At 68.8% G+C, this 16,429-nt stretch carries 15 protein-coding genes and 1 pseudogene; 10 read left to right on the top strand and 6 right to left on the bottom strand.

The window, feature by feature from the left end; all coding sequences use genetic code 11:
- Window positions 1-145 precede the first annotated feature (145 nt).
- Window positions 146-1,822 carry a multicopper oxidase family protein gene (locus LJ657_RS24605; protein WP_232650905.1) on the top strand — a complete coding sequence of 559 codons (1,677 nt, stop codon included), beginning with the start codon at window positions 146-148 and terminating at the stop codon, window positions 1,820-1,822.
- A gap of 350 nt (window positions 1,823-2,172) precedes the next feature.
- Here LJ657_RS24605 and LJ657_RS24610 read toward each other — a convergent pair whose 3' ends face one another.
- The 3 genes from LJ657_RS24610 to LJ657_RS24620 all read right to left on the bottom strand — a co-directional run bounded on the left by LJ657_RS24610 (window position 2,173) and on the right by LJ657_RS24620 (window position 5,238).
- Window positions 2,173-2,502 carry a hypothetical protein gene (locus LJ657_RS24610; protein ID WP_232650906.1) on the bottom strand — a complete coding sequence of 110 codons (330 nt, stop codon included), beginning with the start codon at window positions 2,500-2,502 and terminating at the stop codon, window positions 2,173-2,175.
- An 81-nt stretch (window positions 2,503-2,583) separates the two neighbouring features.
- Window positions 2,584-4,326 (bottom strand): hypothetical protein, encoded by a 1,743-nt coding sequence (locus tag LJ657_RS24615; protein ID WP_232650907.1) that lies wholly within the window; start codon window positions 4,324-4,326, stop codon window positions 2,584-2,586.
- Window positions 4,327-4,578: 252 nt separating this feature from the next.
- Entirely contained in the window at window positions 4,579-5,238 is a 660-nt protein-coding gene (locus LJ657_RS24620) for a YceI family protein (RefSeq protein WP_232650908.1), read from the bottom strand.
- Between the two features lie 220 nt (window positions 5,239-5,458).
- On the opposite strand from LJ657_RS24620, the gene LJ657_RS24625 reads away from it, so the two are divergent.
- The 6 genes from LJ657_RS24625 to LJ657_RS24650 all read left to right on the top strand — a co-directional run bounded on the left by LJ657_RS24625 (window position 5,459) and on the right by LJ657_RS24650 (window position 9,985).
- Window positions 5,459-5,836, top strand: coding sequence for a Tat pathway signal sequence domain protein (locus LJ657_RS24625; protein WP_232650909.1), 378 nt, complete (start codon window positions 5,459-5,461; stop codon window positions 5,834-5,836).
- Window positions 5,833-6,453 carry a class F sortase gene (locus tag LJ657_RS24630; protein WP_232650910.1) on the top strand — a complete coding sequence of 207 codons (621 nt, stop codon included), beginning with the start codon at window positions 5,833-5,835 and terminating at the stop codon, window positions 6,451-6,453. Before LJ657_RS24625 ends, LJ657_RS24630 begins: the two co-directional genes overlap by 4 nt.
- Window positions 6,454-6,553: 100 nt before the next feature.
- Window positions 6,554-7,045, top strand: a complete 492-nt coding sequence (locus LJ657_RS24635; protein ID WP_099931608.1) for an RNA polymerase sigma factor — start codon at window positions 6,554-6,556, stop codon at window positions 7,043-7,045.
- A complete protein-coding gene (locus tag LJ657_RS24640; RefSeq protein ID WP_232650911.1) occupies window positions 7,029-7,487 on the top strand; it encodes a hypothetical protein in 459 nt (152 codons plus the stop codon). The genes LJ657_RS24635 and LJ657_RS24640 overlap by 17 nt, the downstream gene beginning before the upstream one ends.
- Window positions 7,488-7,534: 47 nt before the next feature.
- Window positions 7,535-8,059, top strand: a complete 525-nt coding sequence (locus tag LJ657_RS24645) for a hypothetical protein (protein ID WP_232650912.1) — start codon at window positions 7,535-7,537, stop codon at window positions 8,057-8,059.
- 246 nt (window positions 8,060-8,305) lie between these two features.
- Window positions 8,306-9,985, top strand: a complete 1,680-nt coding sequence (locus LJ657_RS24650) for an RNA polymerase sigma factor (protein ID WP_232650913.1) — start codon at window positions 8,306-8,308, stop codon at window positions 9,983-9,985.
- A gap of 4 nt (window positions 9,986-9,989) precedes the next feature.
- On the opposite strand, the gene LJ657_RS24655 is transcribed toward LJ657_RS24650, so the two are convergent.
- Window positions 9,990-10,676, bottom strand: coding sequence for a glycerophosphodiester phosphodiesterase (locus tag LJ657_RS24655; RefSeq protein WP_232650914.1), 687 nt, complete (start codon window positions 10,674-10,676; stop codon window positions 9,990-9,992).
- A gap of 34 nt (window positions 10,677-10,710) precedes the next feature.
- Window positions 10,711-11,870: pseudogene (locus tag LJ657_RS24660) on the bottom strand (adenosine deaminase); the annotation flags it as partial.
- 112 nt (window positions 11,871-11,982) lie between these two features.
- On the opposite strand from LJ657_RS24660, the gene LJ657_RS24665 reads away from it, so the two are divergent.
- On the top strand, window positions 11,983-12,729 hold the full coding sequence (locus LJ657_RS24665; RefSeq protein ID WP_232650916.1) for a DUF4190 domain-containing protein: 747 nt from the start codon (window positions 11,983-11,985) through the stop codon (window positions 12,727-12,729).
- 49 nt (window positions 12,730-12,778) lie between these two features.
- Here LJ657_RS24665 and ybiA read toward each other — a convergent pair whose 3' ends face one another.
- Complete coding sequence (gene ybiA, locus LJ657_RS24670; RefSeq protein WP_232650917.1) at window positions 12,779-13,384, bottom strand: riboflavin biosynthesis intermediates N-glycosidase; 606 nt, start codon at window positions 13,382-13,384, stop codon at window positions 12,779-12,781.
- Between the two features lie 211 nt (window positions 13,385-13,595).
- Here ybiA and LJ657_RS24675 point away from each other — a divergent pair, with 211 nt between their 5' ends.
- Window positions 13,596-15,131: a gamma-aminobutyraldehyde dehydrogenase gene (locus tag LJ657_RS24675; RefSeq protein WP_232650918.1), complete on the top strand. Its 1,536-nt coding sequence runs from the start codon at window positions 13,596-13,598 to the stop codon at window positions 15,129-15,131.
- 50 nt (window positions 15,132-15,181) lie between these two features.
- Window positions 15,182-16,429 carry an ABC transporter substrate-binding protein gene (locus LJ657_RS24680; RefSeq protein WP_232650919.1) on the top strand — a complete coding sequence of 416 codons (1,248 nt, stop codon included), beginning with the start codon at window positions 15,182-15,184 and terminating at the stop codon, window positions 16,427-16,429.

The raw sequence follows: 16,429 nt of genomic DNA on the forward strand, positions 1-16,429 counted from the left end.
CGCGGACGGCGCGCGCAGTCCGCCCTCATCAAATCCTCAGGGTTCCTCAGGAAGTCTCCAGGGCCGTCATGGAATGGAGCAGAGGAGGGGTGCGGATCGTGCGGTCGTTTGTGTACGAGTGGAGCACGCAGGGTGGGGAGCGGGCGTGGTGAAGGCCGAAGGACGGAGGCTACGGGCGGTACGTCGATCGCCCATCACCCTTCTCGGAGTCCTCGTCGTCGGGGTCACTCTCCTGTTTTCCTGCTTCGCAGGCTACGGGGGCGCAAACCCAAACTCGGCGGCTGGTGGCAGAAAATCGAACTCGGCGGTTACTGGAAAGCCACTTCCGACTACCCAGAAGCAGGCGGCCGGCATGGTTCCCGGCGCTGCGCTGGTGGAACCGCCGGAACTCAACAAGGCAACCCCTGAGGACCTGACGGTCGGGCTGACGACGGTTGAGAAAGAGGTGATGATCTCGGGCAAGAAGGTGCTCGCGGAGACCTACAACGGAAGCCTCGTCGGGCCGACCCTTCACGTGGTTCCTGGCCAGCGGGTCACCTTGAAACTGACCAACAAACTTGGCACGGCGACCAACTTGCACTTCCACGGGATGCACCTGTCCCCGAGGGGAAGCGCGGACAACATCATGCTGTCCGCTCAGCCTGGCCAGACTCTGACCTACCATCTCGACATTCCCGCAAACCAGGCACCCGGGACGTACTGGTACCACGACCATGAAATGTGCACCAGGGACGGCGAGTCGATGCCGGGGATGCAGATGTCCTCTGCTCCAGCGAACGCTCGCTGCGATGGCACTGAGAGCCAGATCGGGGCGGGGCTGTCGGGAACGATCATTGTCGGGGACAGTCGCGCATCGTTGCCGCCGGCCTACCGCGGGATCACCGCTCATACCTTGGCACTCAAGGACGCCCAGATCAGCGGAACCAGCTCGATCGTCTACCCGGACGGGGTACTCGAGCCCGCATCACCGACGGTGCGCCTGGTCAACGGGCAGTACCGACCCACGCTGAACGTGAAAGCCGGCGAAACCCAGTTGTGGCGAATAGCCAACGAAGGTTACGCCATCTTCTATGACCTCCAGCTCGACGGCGGCAGCTTCACGGTCGTCGGCCAGGACGGGAATCCCTCCGCAGCGCCGACTCGGGTGAAACACCTCCTGATTCCGCCCGGCGGACGCTTCGACGTCCTGGTGACTGCCGGAGCCCCCGGATCAACCTGGCTCAGAACCCTCGCCCACAAGACCGGGCCGGAGGGCGACGGAGACTCCTACCCCAACACCACCCTCATGAAGGTCAATGTCCAACACGGCAGCGGGAGCGCGGGGTCAGCTGCCACTGGGGGACCGTCGGGCATGGCCACCTCGCCCCAGATCGCCGGACCGCTTCCCGGATCCGAACCCGATCTGTCCGAAGAACCCATCGCCCAGTCCCGAAGCGTGGCCCTGAGTGACGACGGCGGCAACAACTTCTGGATCAACGGCAAGCTGTTCGACATGAAGCAGCCGACTTTCAAGAAACCGGCCACACTCGGAACGGTCGAAGAATGGACGCTCACCAACACGAGTGGCCACGATCATCCGTTCCATCTCCATATCGCACCGTTCCAGGTCCTCAGTGTGAACGGCGTTGCCCAACCTCCCGCCGACTACATGGACACCGTGAGCGTTCCCCACGCAGTCAATGGAAAAGCCGGCAAAGTAGTGATCCGGATCCGCTTTACGGACTTCACCGGGATATGGATGTTTCACTGCCACATCACTGGACACGAGGACAACGGAATGATGGGCTACGTGAACGTCATTGCTGCCGGCAGCACGGGCTGAGCAGCACGTCAGCGCCGACCGGCGGCGGCCTCCGGTGATCATCGTCAGGCACATCACCTCGATGCACGTGGTTCGGGCCGCGTCGGGCATGGTCCAGCGCCTCGACACCCTCGGCGCGGCGTACCGGATGCTGTCGGTGTCGGCGGTGTGTCTGCTCGTCGGGGTGGTGGTCGGGCCTTTGACGCGACGGGTCCCGGCGCGCCTCATGATCACGGCCGGTCCGCTGGTCACCGCTGGAGCCCAGCGAAAAGATCGGTGCCTTCGACGGAGTCCGCTCCATCGAGACCGCCCTCACTGTGCGCCAGGTCAAAGAGCTCACCTACGAGCCTGGCCGCTGATGTGAGAGGCCGTCAGCTTGGTGTCGCGGTTCCGGTGGGCTCAGTGTCGTCCTCTGCGGCAACGGCATCGGCCGTGTCCTCCGGGACCTCGACCTGCTTGAGGCTCTGCATGGCTGCGTCGTAGTAGTCCGCCATACCGGTGAGCACGCGGTAAAGCTCTTCGCGCGGCGGCGTGGGAACACTGTTGTCGTCGGCCATCCAGCCGTGTGGTGCCACGTAGTACCCGGTTCGACGACCACTCTGATTGTCTTCCCCGCCGTCGCCGAACAGGCGACGGAACACACTTGCTTTGCGTGTCCTCTGGCCTTCGTCGCCAGTTTCTTCCTCTGTGGCGTCCTCCATGGCGACAGATCGTCCCTTCATTTCTTCCCCCCTCGTTTCTTGCGTATCTGCACTTACCGTGACAGGCCTCTGGAGCAGATTTTATTGTTCCCTTCCCGCCAGATATTTAAACGCGGCCGCCTGGATCACCCATTTGTATGAAACCCACGCCGCATTGATCAGCGCCATCGCGACAAGAGTTATCCACGGGAGGCGAGTGACTCCCAGGAAGCCGAAGTTCCAGAAACTCGGATGCATGGGCATTCGAACGCCGGACACGTTGATCATGTAGAGCCCGCTGGAAGCCATGGACAGGACCGTCGTGGTGAATAGGGATACGCGCGACACGAGTGTGGACTCGAAAAGACCTCGCGGGGCAGCATCGAATCCCAGCCAGCTCGCAGCGACACCCGGGAAGACCAGGAGGAAGGCCGGTGCATCGGTATGCGGGTCTCCCTTTATGGAAATGGCCAGACCCACGACCCAGACAAGTAGGAAGCAGGTGCCGGCCGCGACGGCCGCCCGGAATGCAGATCCGGGTGGCGTCTCATAGAACTGGAACTCCAGCGTGGGCGTACTCTCGGAATTCTTGGGACTGGGAAAGAATCTCCCGTAGAAGTGTGCATACGATTGCCCGAGTCGCCTGCGGAACCTGTAGTGCGGAGGAGTCGGCGCATTGTACTGACGCCGTTCGAGGTAACCTTCGTCGTCCTTGGCGCGCCTCAGCTCCTGGCGAGCGAGATACAGGCCTTCCGGACTTTGCACACGCACGTGAAAACTCTGGCACGTGTGAGCATTGTCCAGGGAGACGGTAAGACTCGCGGGCCTGCTGCCGAGGAGGACCCTCAGTGCTCCCTTGAGCCAGCGCTTCAATTCGGCGGCCCTCGCACCCAGCCGGCTGGTGACCTTTTCGGGTACGAGATCGAGCTTCGGAATGATGGTCTGCTCGTAGCGAATGATCGCCCTGCCGTCGGCGGACAGAGGCATGGAGGCAACGAGCGGGTAGTTCGACGCCAGTTTCTCCACCAGCAGCACCAGCAGGTTGCGAGAGGACGCGTCAGCGATGTTCTGCATCTTCCAGAGTGCGATCCGTGCCTCTTCGGCGGTCACACTCTTGATGCCGCCCTCGGCTTTCTCCACATCTGGATTATTGCGCTCAATGATCGCGGACAGCGCAAGCCGCTCGGCTTCCGCGACATCTTCCGGCAAGGCCTGGTCCGCATTGTCGATATTAAGCGCTTGGTGGATCAGCACACGTAGGGCGCTCGCCGACAGCAGCAGGGATTCACGATACGAGAGGACCGAGAGTGCCTGACCATCTCCGTTGCAGACCTTGAAGTTGTCAAGGTACACCCCCTTCCGTGCCAACGTGAAAGGAACGAAGATCCACGGATCCGGCGGTTGGTCCTCGTCCAGTCCCCTGTGCTTCTTGCGTAAGTCCTCCTCTCGCTTCTCACGCAATTCGCTGGGAACGCGAAAATCGATGGTCACTGACTGTCTGAGCGTTCGTTGATCCGAAATATACGTCTCATCGATCCGCTGCCTGAGTTCGCTTGGCTGCACAATGGACAGGGCAAAAACCATGGCCTGGAAGGCGTCCAGCGGTTGAATTCTCCCCGCGACATTCTGCAACACTCGCGCCTGCCGGTCCGGAACGGCATGATACGAGTTGCGCGCGACGACGGTGCTCTTGACTTTCCTTAATTCGTATCTACGCCCAGCGATGCACACCAGCAGGAAAATAGCCATCGACGCGACCACCTTAAGGGTTACGGCATGCCAGCCGTATGTCGCGCCGAACGGAAATAACGCAACCACCAACAGCGCAATAAGGGCGGTACTCAACGTTTTCAATTCTTCCCCCGATCGTGCGCCCCCTTGAAGCACGAACAACTATCAACTGCCCCTACCAGACGGAAGTGACTCTTTGCTCAATACTGGATGGATATTTTGCAAAAAATGACTTACCGATACATCGGGTATCCGGCGGGGCGTCGACATGATCGAGGTCAAGGCTGCCGACCTGGCCCAAGGGGCGCCGGTACGCGCTGCCCGGCGCCTCCTCTGCGACCAGCGGTGCCGAGGTGCCGCCCCCCGTCAGGCGGCCAGCGTGCGGATGGCGGCGATGTCGAACTGGAGGCGCACCTTCTCGCTCACCATGGCGCCGCCCTCGGCCAGTTTCTGGCTGTACGTCAGGCCCCATTCGGAACGGTTGATCGTGGTCGTGCCGTCGAAGCCCACCCGCTCGTCCCCGAACGCGTCGACGACGTGCCCGATGTAGGTCAGCTCCAGGTCGACGGGGCGGGTGGTGTTCTTGATGGTGAGCTCGCCGGCCATGCGGTAGACGTCGCTGCCCACGAGCCGCACCGTCGTACTGACGAAGCGCATCCGCGGATGGTTCGCCGCGTCCAGGAAGTCACGGCCGACCAGATGCGCGTCGCGCTGTTCCACACCGGTGTCGACGGACGCGGTGGACAGGACGATCTCGGCCCGTGAGCGAGAGGGGTCGCGGCCGTCGAAGTAGAGCCGGCTCTGGTACTCGTTGAAGGCCCCGCGCACGGTCGTCACCAGGGCATGGCGGACGGAGAAGCCGATACGGCTGTGTGCCGGGTCGATCAGCCACTCTCCGGTCAGCGCCGCGAGAGCGGGATCCTGAGGGCTCGCCGTGGGGGCGAACGCCGGTGCTTCGAGAGGGCGTTGCGGGGCGGTGGGGGGAGCCGGGCGGCGCAGAGACGCAGCACGGGTGAAGAGGTTCATGATTCACGTACTTACGTCATGACAAGAACAGCCGCAAGTCACCTTCAAGACCCGCGCACACGGTCGTCACCAATCTCCCCGATCGACGGGCCGGATCCCGCGGCCCGCGCGACTTTGCCGACTCTTTACAACCCGCCCCGCCGCTGCCTCGTCTCTCCGCTCGATCAGTGACACAGTCCGCCGGTCGACCACCGGGCGGACCGATGAAGGAGAGCGATTCATGCGCCGAACCGGCCTCAGTGCCATGGCACTTGCGTGCACCGCCGTGCTGGCGGGCGCGCTGCCCGCGTTCGCCGACGGGGCGAAGACGGCCCCGAGCCCCGTCCCCACCGCCACCCAGGCGCCCAGCTCGGCCCCCAGCGCCACGCCCAGCGCCTCCACCGCCCCGAGTGCCGTGCCGAGCGCGGCCCCGACCCGGGCGCCGTCCTCGGGCCAGGTCTCGGTCGTGCCGAGTGGCGCGCCGAACACCGGTGTGGTGCCGCCCGCTTCGGACTCCTCGAACACGGGTGCCCTTGTCGGCGGGGGCGCCGCCGCGGCCGTCGTCCTGGGTGGCGGCGCCGTCTTCCTCGTACGCCGCCGGCAGGCGAACGGGGCATGAGCCCGCTCTCCGGGCGTGCCCTCGCCGCCGCGGCGCTGGCCGCACTGCTCGTCGCCTGCGGCGGCCCCGGCGCAACGTCCGGCAGCTCCGCGGGCGGCACCCCCGCGCGCACGCCGTCGTCCTCCGTGCCGCCCGCTGCCAAGTCGGTGCCCGCGGTGGGGCGATCGACCCCGGTCAGGCTCCGGATACCGGCCATCGGGGTCGACACCCCGGTGATGAAGCTGGGCCTGGCCGCGGACGGCAGCGTGCAGGTGCCGCCGATCGCGGCGCACGACCGGGCGGGCTGGTACGAGCACTCCCCGACGCCGGGCCGGAGAGGACCGTCGGTGTTCCTCGGCCATGTCACGGTCGGCGCCTACGGGGACGGAGTCTTCCGGCACCTGGCGGAGCTGCACCGGGGCGAGAAGATCGTCACACGCCTGGAGAACGGCACGGCTGCGGTGTTCGCCGTGACCGACGTACGCACGGTGGCCAAGGCCGACTTCCCGTCGGACGAGGTGTACGGGAACGTGAACCGGCCGGAGCTGCGGCTCATCACCTGCGGCGGCAAGCGGACCGGTGCCGGATACCTCGACAACGTGATCGTGTTCGCGGCGCTGAGCTCCGCGAGCCCCTGACCCGGCCACTCGGAGTCCGGGCCGGCGGAACGTACGCCGTCGGCCCTGGCTCTTCCTCCACGAGCGCCCCCTGCGAGTGCCCCCACGACCCTGGAGAACGTTGAAACGGTCCCGTGAGAAGGCCGCGTCCGAGCTGTTCGCCGCCCTCTATCCGCGTCTCGCCGGCTGGTGCCGCCGGCTGGTCGACGACGACGAGACGGCCCACGAGATCGCCTCGGAGGCGTTCACCCGGCTCTGGGCCCGCTGGACCTCCGTCGCGGAACCGCGCGGCTTCCTCTACGTCACCGCGGCCAACCTCGTCCGGGACCACTGGCGCAAGCTGGAGCGCGAACGCAGGGCCGTGCGCCGGGCGACCACGGAGGCCGCGGTGGCCCCGCATCCCGAACAGGCCGACCCCTCGGTACGGCTGCTCGTGCAGTCCCTCCCGGAACGACTGCGCGTCCCGATCCTGCTGCACTACTACGCTGACATGCCGATCCGGGAGGTGTCCGTGCTGACCGGACGCAAGGAAGGAACCGTCAAGGCCGACCTCCACACGGCCCGCGAACTGCTCCGCGCCCACCTGAGGAGAAGCCTTGATCACACACTCTGACGAGGGCCCGGACTTCGACCCCGACGACCCCCTCACCGTCCTCCTTCGGCCCCCTGCCGAGTACCTCGGCGCACCCGTCGGCCGGTACCAGGAGATCCGCCGCGGCGCGTCCCGCCGCCGTCTCCTGCGCGCGGCCGCCGGAGCGGCCCTGACCTGCGGTGTTGCCGCACTCGTAGTGCTGCCCCTGCACCTGACCGCCTCCGGCGGACCCGCCTCCCCGGCGGTCCCCCTCGCCCCGCCGCCCGCGAGCAGCCCCGCGACGCTGCCGCCGCCGACGACGGCACCGGCGCCCGTCACTCCCGCCCCCAGCGCCAGTCCCACCCCCAGCACAACCCCCACCCGGGCACCGGGCTCCCGGCCGGCCAGGCCGTCGGCCGGCTCCGTCCCCACGGTCGCCCAGTCGGCGGTCCCTGCCGGAGGCGGCACCCCCTCACGCAGGTGAACGAAACCAGTTTTGAACACGTTCAACAGCGGGCGTACGCTGCTGCCATGAGCGACAGAGCCGCCCTGCTCAAGGGCATCCGCGCCTGGCTGGTCTTCTTCGTCGTCTGCCTGGTGCTCAGCGGCGCCACGGCGTTCCCCCTGGTCCACGAACTGCGCTGGACCGAGGACCTGCTGAGGTCCCTGCCCGTGCCGGACCATGTCCCCGCCCTCATGGACTGGATCGAGCGCGTCCGGCACGGACTCGACACCGCCGACGCCGACCACCCCTTCCTGCTCTACGGCACGGACTGGCTCGCCTTCGCCCACCTCGTCATCGCCGTCGCCTTCTACGGGCCCTACCGCGATCCCGTACGCAACATCTGGGTCGTCGAGTTCGCGATGATCGCCTGCGCCGGGATCATCCCGCTCGCCCTGATCTGCGGGCCGATCCGGGGGATCCCCTTCTGGTGGTCGGTGATCGACATGTCGTTCGGGGTCTTCGGGGTGATCCCGCTGTACGCCGTACGGAAGAGGATCAAGCAGCTGGAGTCGCTCACCGTCCCGGACAACGCCCCGGCGCTCGCTACTTGAGCGAGGTGCCCGCCCGCGCTGCCGCACCACCTGCTCCCGGTGCCGCCGACGGAGGCGGGCGCCGACCGTCGGCCCGGGCTCGCCGAAAAAGTGTTATCCCGCTCGTCTCCACCGCGTCTCCTCTCGCGTCCCCCATTCCCCCCACACCCGGGAGCCCTCCATGCCCCGCCCGCACCCGGCGCCCACTGTGATCTCCGACATAGCCACCACCCCCGGTGGGGCTGAGAAGGTGCGGTCGGACGGCGTATGACCTGGGAGAGGACGCACGTGGACGAGAGGGCCGGGCAGCAGTGGCGCTCCACCATCGCGGCCGCACAGGCCGGTGACCGGCAGGCGCTGGACGACCTGGTCGCGGGCTGGCTGCCGCTCGTCTACAACGTCGTCGGCCGTGCCCTGAACGGTCATGCCGACGTCGACGACGTCGTCCAGGAGACCATGCTGCGCGCCGTCGGCAACCTGGGCTCGCTCCGCGACCCGGACAGCTTCCGGTCCTGGCTGATGGCGATCGCCATGCGGCAGATACGGGACCGGGCGCGCCGCAGGTCCCCTCAGCAGCTGGACGAGAGCGCCGCCCGGGAGGCCACCGACTTCGCGGAACTCACCGTGCTGCGGCTCCAGTTGGAGGGTCAGCGGCGCGAGGTCGCGGAGGCGGTGCGCTGGCTGGACGACGAGGACCGGCAGCTGCTGTCGCTGTGGTGGCTGGAGGTCGCGGGCGAGCTGACCCGGCGCGAACTGGCCGCGGCCGTCGGCATCAGCCGGCAGCACGCCGCCGTACGCGTCCAGCGGATGAAGGAGCGCCTGGAGACCTCGCGCGGGATCGTGCGAGCACTGGACGGCGCGTGCCCGGAGCTGCGGGAGCTGACCGGCCGCTGGGACGGGCGGCCCGACTCGGTCTGGCGCAAGCGACTGGCCCGGCACCTCAGGGGCTGCGCCTACTGCTCGGACGCACGCGAGTCGGTCGTACCGGCGGAGCGGCTCCTGGTCGGGATCGCGCTGGTCCCGGTCCCGGTCGGTTTCACGCTCTCGCTGGCCTTCGGCGGCAAGACGGCCGTGGCCGGCACCTCCGCCGGCTGGTCCGCCAAGGTGCTCGGCGTCCTGACCAAGCCCGTCGTCGCCGTCACGGCGAGCGCCACCATCGTCGCGGGCGGCGCCTACGTCGTCACACAGACCCCGGCCACCCCGCCCCCGCGTGCCTCCAGCGCCCCCACGGCGTCGAGCACCCACCGCCCGCCGCCCCCGTCAGCCACGCCCACACCCACGCCCTCCCCGTCCCCCTCGGTGACGAAGCAGAAGACCGAGCTCTACGGCAGCGTCATCGACGCCGTGGACAAGGCGCCCGCCCCGGACAGGCGCCCCGCCGCGCTCCCGCACCGGCCCGCGTCCGGCATCACCAGCACCGGCGGCGCGCACGCCACCATGACCCACCGCGGCGACGGCGTGACCCTCACCGGCCAGGGCTATGTCCTGGTCCGCTGGCAGATCGAGGCGCAGTACCGGCCCGGCGGCCTGGTGCCGCCGAGCTGGACCGGCCTCAAGGGCAAGCTCTTCCACGTGGCCTCGGGCGGCGGCCGCCGCATGGACGACCGCGTCAGCAGCACCGACCCCACGGCCACCGGCATGGGCAGCAAGGCGACCGGCTTCGACGTCCTGCCGCCCGGCACCCAGCAGATGTGGCAGAACGAGTACTTCTACGTGGACGGCAGCGTCACCCTCACCGTGAACGAACGCGGCGCCGACTACAACCTGAACGTCTTCCCGACCACCTGGGACGCGGCGGAGAGGGACATCATGACCGGCCCCGCCCAGGGCGCGATCCGCTACGGACTGGTCCGCGACACCGGCAGGGACGACACCCCGGTCCCGCAGTACGTCACCCGCGCCACCCCGTCCGATCCGGCGACGGTGGCCCAACGCTCACAGGTGTAGCCCGTCAGCCGCCGTCCCGGAGGGCGCGGAGCACGTCGACGCGGTTCGTCGTGATCGAGTCGACGCCGAGGGCGATGAGGCGGCGCATGGACCGGCGGGTGTCCGGGGTCCAGACGGACAGCAGATATCCGTCGTGGCGGACCCGGGCGGCCAGGTCCCGGTCCACCAGGGAGAAGCGGTAGTTGAGCCAGCGCGGCTTCAGCGCCGCGAGCAGCGCGGGGCGCGGCGGTGCCAGGCTGGTGCAGGTCAGGGCGATCTCGGCGGACGTGTCTGCGGCGCGGACGGCGAGCATCGCGGTGGCGTCGGCGGTGTAGTGGACGCGGTCGGCGGCCCCGGCCTCCCGTACGGTGTCCACGATGCGGCGCGCCGCCCGAACGTCCTGCATCCCCGGCAGGTCCAGCATCAGCCGGGTGCCTTCGGTGGCGGCCAGCGCCTCCGCGAGTGTCGGCACTCCGCCGTCCGTGAGACCGCGCACCTCGGCCGCGGACAGCGAGCGAAGGGGTCGCTCGTGCCCCCACAGCCGTTTCAGCGTCTCGTCGTGCAGCAGCACGGGGACGCCGTCCCTGGTCAGCCGTACGTCGATCTCGACCGCGTCCGCGCCCTGTCGGAGCGCGGAACGCAGCGAGTCGATCGTGTTCTCGCGGACGCGGTAGGGGTCGCCGCGATGGGCCACGGCGGTCACGTTCTGCATGGCCCCATTGTGGAGGGCGTCCTTGTGGAGGACGTCAGGGGGCGAGCCACGCCGAGGTGTAGGAGTCGATCTCGTTCCGGATCCCGGCCTTGCCGGGCTCGTCGAGGAAGGAGGCGTCGACGGCGCTCTTGGCCAGGTCGGCGAGTCCTTGTGCGTCGAGCTTCAACAGGCGCGCGGCGACGGCGTACTCGTTGTTGAGATCGGTGCCGAACATCGGCGGATCGTCGGAGTTGATCGTGATGACGACGCCGGCCTTCACGAACTCCTTGATCGGGTGCTCGTCGAGGCTGCGCACCGCGCGCGTGGCGATGTTGGAGGTCGGGCAGACCTCCAGCGGAATCCGGTGCTCGGCGAGGTGCGCGAGGAGCTTCGGGTCCTGGAAGGAGTTCGTGCCGTGCCCGATGCGCTCGGCCCGCAGATGGGTGAGCGCGTCCCACACCGTCTCCGGGCCGGTGGTCTCACCGGCGTGCGGCACGGAGCGCAGCCCCGCCGCGATCGCCCGGTCGAAGTACGGCTTGAACTGCGGCCGCTCCACCCCGATCTCCGGCCCGCCGAGCCCGAACGAGACCAGCCCCTCCGGCCGCAGCCGGTCGTCGGTGGCGAGCCGCGTGGTCTCCTCGGCGGCCTCAAGACCGGCCTCGCCGGGAATGTCGAAGCACCAGCGCAGCACCGTCCCGAACTCGGCCTCGGCCGCCTTCCGCGCGTCCTCGATGGCGTCCATGAAGGCGCGCTCGTCGATGTTGCGCCGGGTCGAGGACCACGGGGTGATGGTCAGCTCGGCGTAGCGCACCTGCTGCCGGGCCAGGTCCCGGGCCACCTCGTACGTCAGCAGCCGTACGTCCTCCGGGGTGCGGATCAGGTCGACGACCGACAGGTACACCTCGATGAAGTGGGCGAAGTCCGTGAAGGTGAAGTAGTCGACCAGGGCCTCGGGGTCGGTGGGCACCTTGGAGTCGGGGTGCCGGGCGGCGAGCTCCGCGACGATCCGGGGGGAGGCGGAGCCGACGTGGTGCACATGCAGTTCGGCCTTGGGCAGTCCGGCGATGAAGGCGTGCAGGTCGCGCGGAGCGGCGGCGAAGGCGCCGAGGTGCTCGGTCAAGGGTTCCTCCCCAAAGCGGCGTCCCGGGGCGGTGGCTCGGCCGGGCGGGACGCGGGTGATCGGCTGATCGGTGGGTCGGGATCATCGTAGGCCGGGCCCGGACGCGGCGGTGCCGCCGGAGTGGGAACTGCTGACCGACCGGGCGGCGGGACCGCCGGGGCAGGGCTTATACGATGGCGTGACGATCGACCGAGGGGGACACGGAACGTGGCGGACCAGACAGAGCCGCGCGGGGGCGCAGGAGCAGACCACGACCCCTGGGCGCCACCCGAGCGCAAGACGTCGCTGGAGAAGGGCGGACAGCCTGCCGCGTCCGGGCAGCAGCCCCACCCGCAGGACCGGCAGCCCGCACACCTCCAGCCCTCGGCGCAGCCGCCTCTGGTGCACGACCAGGCCACGGTGACGTCCCTGCCGGGCGACGGCTTCGCCCCGCCCGGACCCGGCTACGGCCCGCCCGGTGTGCCCCCTGCCCCGGGCGGCTGGTCCGAGTCCGCCGTACCGCCCCCACCGATCGCGCCCACCGGCCCGGGCGGCCCGCAGGGCCCGGCGGCCCCCGGCGGATACGGCTACCCGGCCTACCCGCAGGGCTACGGCTGGCCCGGTATGCAGCCGTTCCCGCAGAACGGCATGGGCACCGCGGCGATGGTGCTGGGCATCCTGTCCTGCTGCATGTTCTGCGTCTACGGCATCGTCTCCCTCGTCCTCGGCGTCCTCGCCGTCGTCTTCGGCGTCAAGGGGAAGCAGCGGGCGGACCGCGGCGAGGCCACCAACCGCGGCCAGGCCCAGGCGGGCTTCATCACCGGCATCGTCGGGATCGTGCTCGGCGTCGCGGTGATCGTCCTGATGGTCTTCGTCATCGTGGCCGCCGTGAACGAGAAGAAGAACACCGTGGACACCGAGCCGTCCTACAACTCCGCCCCCAGCGCGGCGGCACCGCTGGTGGCCGGCGGCTGACGCCACCCGCCCGTCCGCCGGGGCACCCCGCCCCGCGCGGGCGGGCCCGCTACTCCGCCCGCAACCGCTCCCGCGCCTCCATCAACGCGAACCCCAGCAGATTCGGACCCCGCCACCGCTCCGGATCGGCGGCGGCCTCGTCGTCCGCCGCCAGGCCGATGCCCCACACCCGGTCCACGGGGCTCGCCTCGACCAGCACCCGGTCCCCGGTGTTCAACAGGAACTGACGCAGCTGCGGGTGCGCGGCGAACTTGTGGACGCTGCCCTCCAGCACGATTTGGAAGCGCTCGCGCTTCCATATCTCCTCGTCGAAGCCGCGCGCGAGCCGCCCCGCCTTCTTGGCCTGGGACGGATGCTCAGCGGCCAGCACCCGCCGCTCCGCCTCCGCGTCGTCGAACAGCCGCGCCTTGGCCGCCATCATCCAGTGCTCGGCGGTCGCGTAGGCAGACCCCTCCACCGCGAACGGCGACGGCCACCACTGGCTCAGACAGCTCGGCCCCACCAGGCCGTCCGTCCGCGGCCGGTGACCCCAGAAGTGCAGGTACTTGACCCGGACTCCGGCGCGGACGGCCCTGACCAGCGCCTCCCGGGAGTCGATCCTCCCCGTGATCTCCTGCACCGGCTCCTCCGTGATCTCCCCCGTGATCTTTTCCATGCATGCGAGTCTCGCAGCCACCACTGACACTCCGTCCCCCCTTTTCCGAGCTCACTCGACACCTGGTCGACAGATTCCGTTGCGTAACCGAAAGGCAACAACGGAATCCCTTGTAGGAGTGCCATAGCTCTGTCAGGATCGGCACTCAAATCGAGCTGGAGCTACGCCACCCGCCCCCCGGAGCCGCGGGGCGACGGCGGAGGAGAGCGACATGCAGAACCCGGGCACCGCCACCCCGGAACGATTCCCCGCACAGGACCGCTTCGCGGAGGGCGCGCAGTTCATCGCGGGCCGCCTGACGAAGGGCACCTCCGGCCGTACGCACGCGGTCGTCGACCCGGCGACGGGCGAGGAGGTGTACACCTACGAACTGGCCGGCTCCGACGACGTCGACGCGGCCGTGGCCGCCGCGCGCGAGGCCTTCCCCGGCTGGGCCGCCACCACCCCCGGCGAACGCTCCGACGCGCTGCACCGTTTCGCCGCCGTACTCGCCGAGCGCGCCGAGGACTTCGCCCGGGCGGAGAGCCTGCAGTGCGGCAAGCCGCTGATGCTGACGCGGGAGTTCGACGTCCCCGGCACCATCGACAACACCGCCTTCTTCGCGGGCGCCGCCCGGCATCTTCAGGGGCAGTCCGCCGGTGAGTACTCCGGCGACCACACCTCGTACGTACGCCGTGAACCCATCGGTGTCGTCGGATCGATCGCGCCCTGGAACTACCCCCTCCAGATGGCCGCCTGGAAGATCCTCCCGGCGATCGCCGCGGGCAACACCATCGTGCTGAAGCCCGCCGAGCTGACCCCGCTCACCTCACTGCTGTTCGCGCAGGCCGCCACCGACGCCGGTATCCCGGACGGTGTCATCAACATCGTCACCGGGACCGGCAGGGAGGCCGGTGAGCGTCTCGTCGGGCATCCCGACGTGGCCATGACCTCCTTCACCGGGTCCACCGCCGTCGGCAGGCGCGTGGCCGAGATCGCCACCGCCACCGTCAAGCGCCTGCACCTGGAGCTCGGCGGCAAAGCCCCCTTCGTCGTCTTCGACGACGCCGACCTGGAGGCCGCCGTCAACGGCGCGGTCGCGGGCGCGCTCATCAACACCGGGCAGGACTGCACGGCCGCCACGCGCGCGTACGTGCAGCGCCCGCTCTACGAGGCGTTCGTCGAGCGGACCGCGGCCCTCATGGAGACCGTCCGGCTCGGCGACCCCTTCGCTGCCGGCACCGACCTCGGCCCGCTCATCTCGCACGTCCAGCGCGACCGCGTCGCCGGTTTCGTCGACCGGGCACGCGCCTACGCGCGCGTGGTGACCGGCGGCGAGGTCCCCAAGGGAGATCTGGAGAACGGCGCCTACTACCGGCCCACCCTCGTCGCGGACGCCGCCCAGGACAGCGAGATCGTCCAGTCGGAGATCTTCGGGCCGGTTCTGGTGGTGCTGCCGTTCGACGGTGATGACGACGGAATCAGGCTCGCCAACGACACCCCGTACGGCCTCGCCGCCTCCGCCTGGAGCCGCGACGTCTACCGGGCGAACCGCGCAACCCGCGAGATCAAGGCGGGCTGCGTGTGGATCAACGACCACATCCCGATCATCAGCGAGATGCCGCACGGCGGATACAAGGCGTCCGGCTTCGGCAAGGACATGTCCGCGTACTCCTTCGAGGAGTACACGCAGATCAAGCACGTCATGTTCGACAACACGGCGGTGGCCAGGAAGGACTGGCACCGCACCGTCTTCGGGGACCGCTAGCCGAACCGGCCGCACGACCGGCGGCCACACTCCGAAAGGGCACCACGCGCATGGAGCAGTACGAGCCCGACCGCCCGACGCCGGCCGTGGCGGCCGCGATGCGGCGCAGCCTGAGCAACGGCAGGGCGGCGATGACCCGGCGGTCCCTGTTGCGCGCCTCCGCGGGCGGCGCGCTCACCGTCGGTGGCCTCGCGGCGCTGACCGGCTGCGGCATCCCCGCAGCGGGCAAGTCGCAGGGCGGTGTGTCCGCCGACGACCACTCGGCGAAGGAGAAGGTGATCAACTTCTCCAACTGGCCCGAGTACATCGACGTGGACGACAGCGGCAAGCACCGCCCGACCCTGGACGCGTTCACGAAGCGGACCGGCGTCCAGGTCAAGTACACCGAGGACATCAACGACAACGACGAGTTCTTCGGCAAGATCCAGCCGCAGCTCGCCGCGGGCCAGGACACCGGGCGCGACCTCATCGTGCTCACCGACTGGCTGGCCGCCCGCATGATCCGCCTCGGCTACGTCCAGAAACTGGACGCGTCCAACCTGCCGCACGCCTTCGCCAACCTGTCCGACCAGTTCCGCAGCCCCGACTGGGACCCGGGCCGTGCCTACTCGTACCCCTGGCAGGGCATCTCGACCGTCATCGCCTACAACAAGAAGGCGCTCGACGGCGTCGAGGTGAAGTCGGTCTCCGACCTGCTCGACAACCCCAAGCTCAAGGGCCGCGTCGGCTTCCTGACCGAGATGCGCGACAGCATCGGCATGACGATGCTCGACATGGGCAAGGACCCGGCGAAGTTCACCACCGACGACTACGACGCGGTGATCGCCCGCCTCCAGAAGGCCGTCGACAAGGGCCAGATCCGCCGCTTCACGGGTAACGACTACACGTCCGACCTCACCAAGGGCGACTTCGCCGCGTGTGTCGCCTGGGGCGGCGACATCGTCCAGCTGCAGGCGGACAACCCGGATGTCGGCTACGTCATCCCCGCCAGCGGCTACATGACGTCCACCGACAACATGCTGATCCCCAACAAGGCACGCCACAAGACGAACGCCGAGCGGCTCATCGACTACTACTACGAGCCGGAGCCGGCCGCCGAACTCGCCGCGTACATCAACTACGTGAGCCCGGTCGCGGGGGTGAAGCCGTACCTTGCCAAGATCGACAAGTCGGCGGCGGACAACCCGCTGATCCTCCCCGACCAGGCCATGCAGGCGAAGTCCCATGCCTTCCGCTCGCTGAGCTCGAAGGAAGAGACGGCCTACCAGCAGAAGTTCGCAAAGCTCACAGGGGCGTGA

Source organism: Streptomyces guryensis, from assembly GCF_021261325.1.
Taxonomy (GTDB): domain Bacteria; phylum Actinomycetota; class Actinomycetes; order Streptomycetales; family Streptomycetaceae; genus Streptomyces; species Streptomyces guryensis.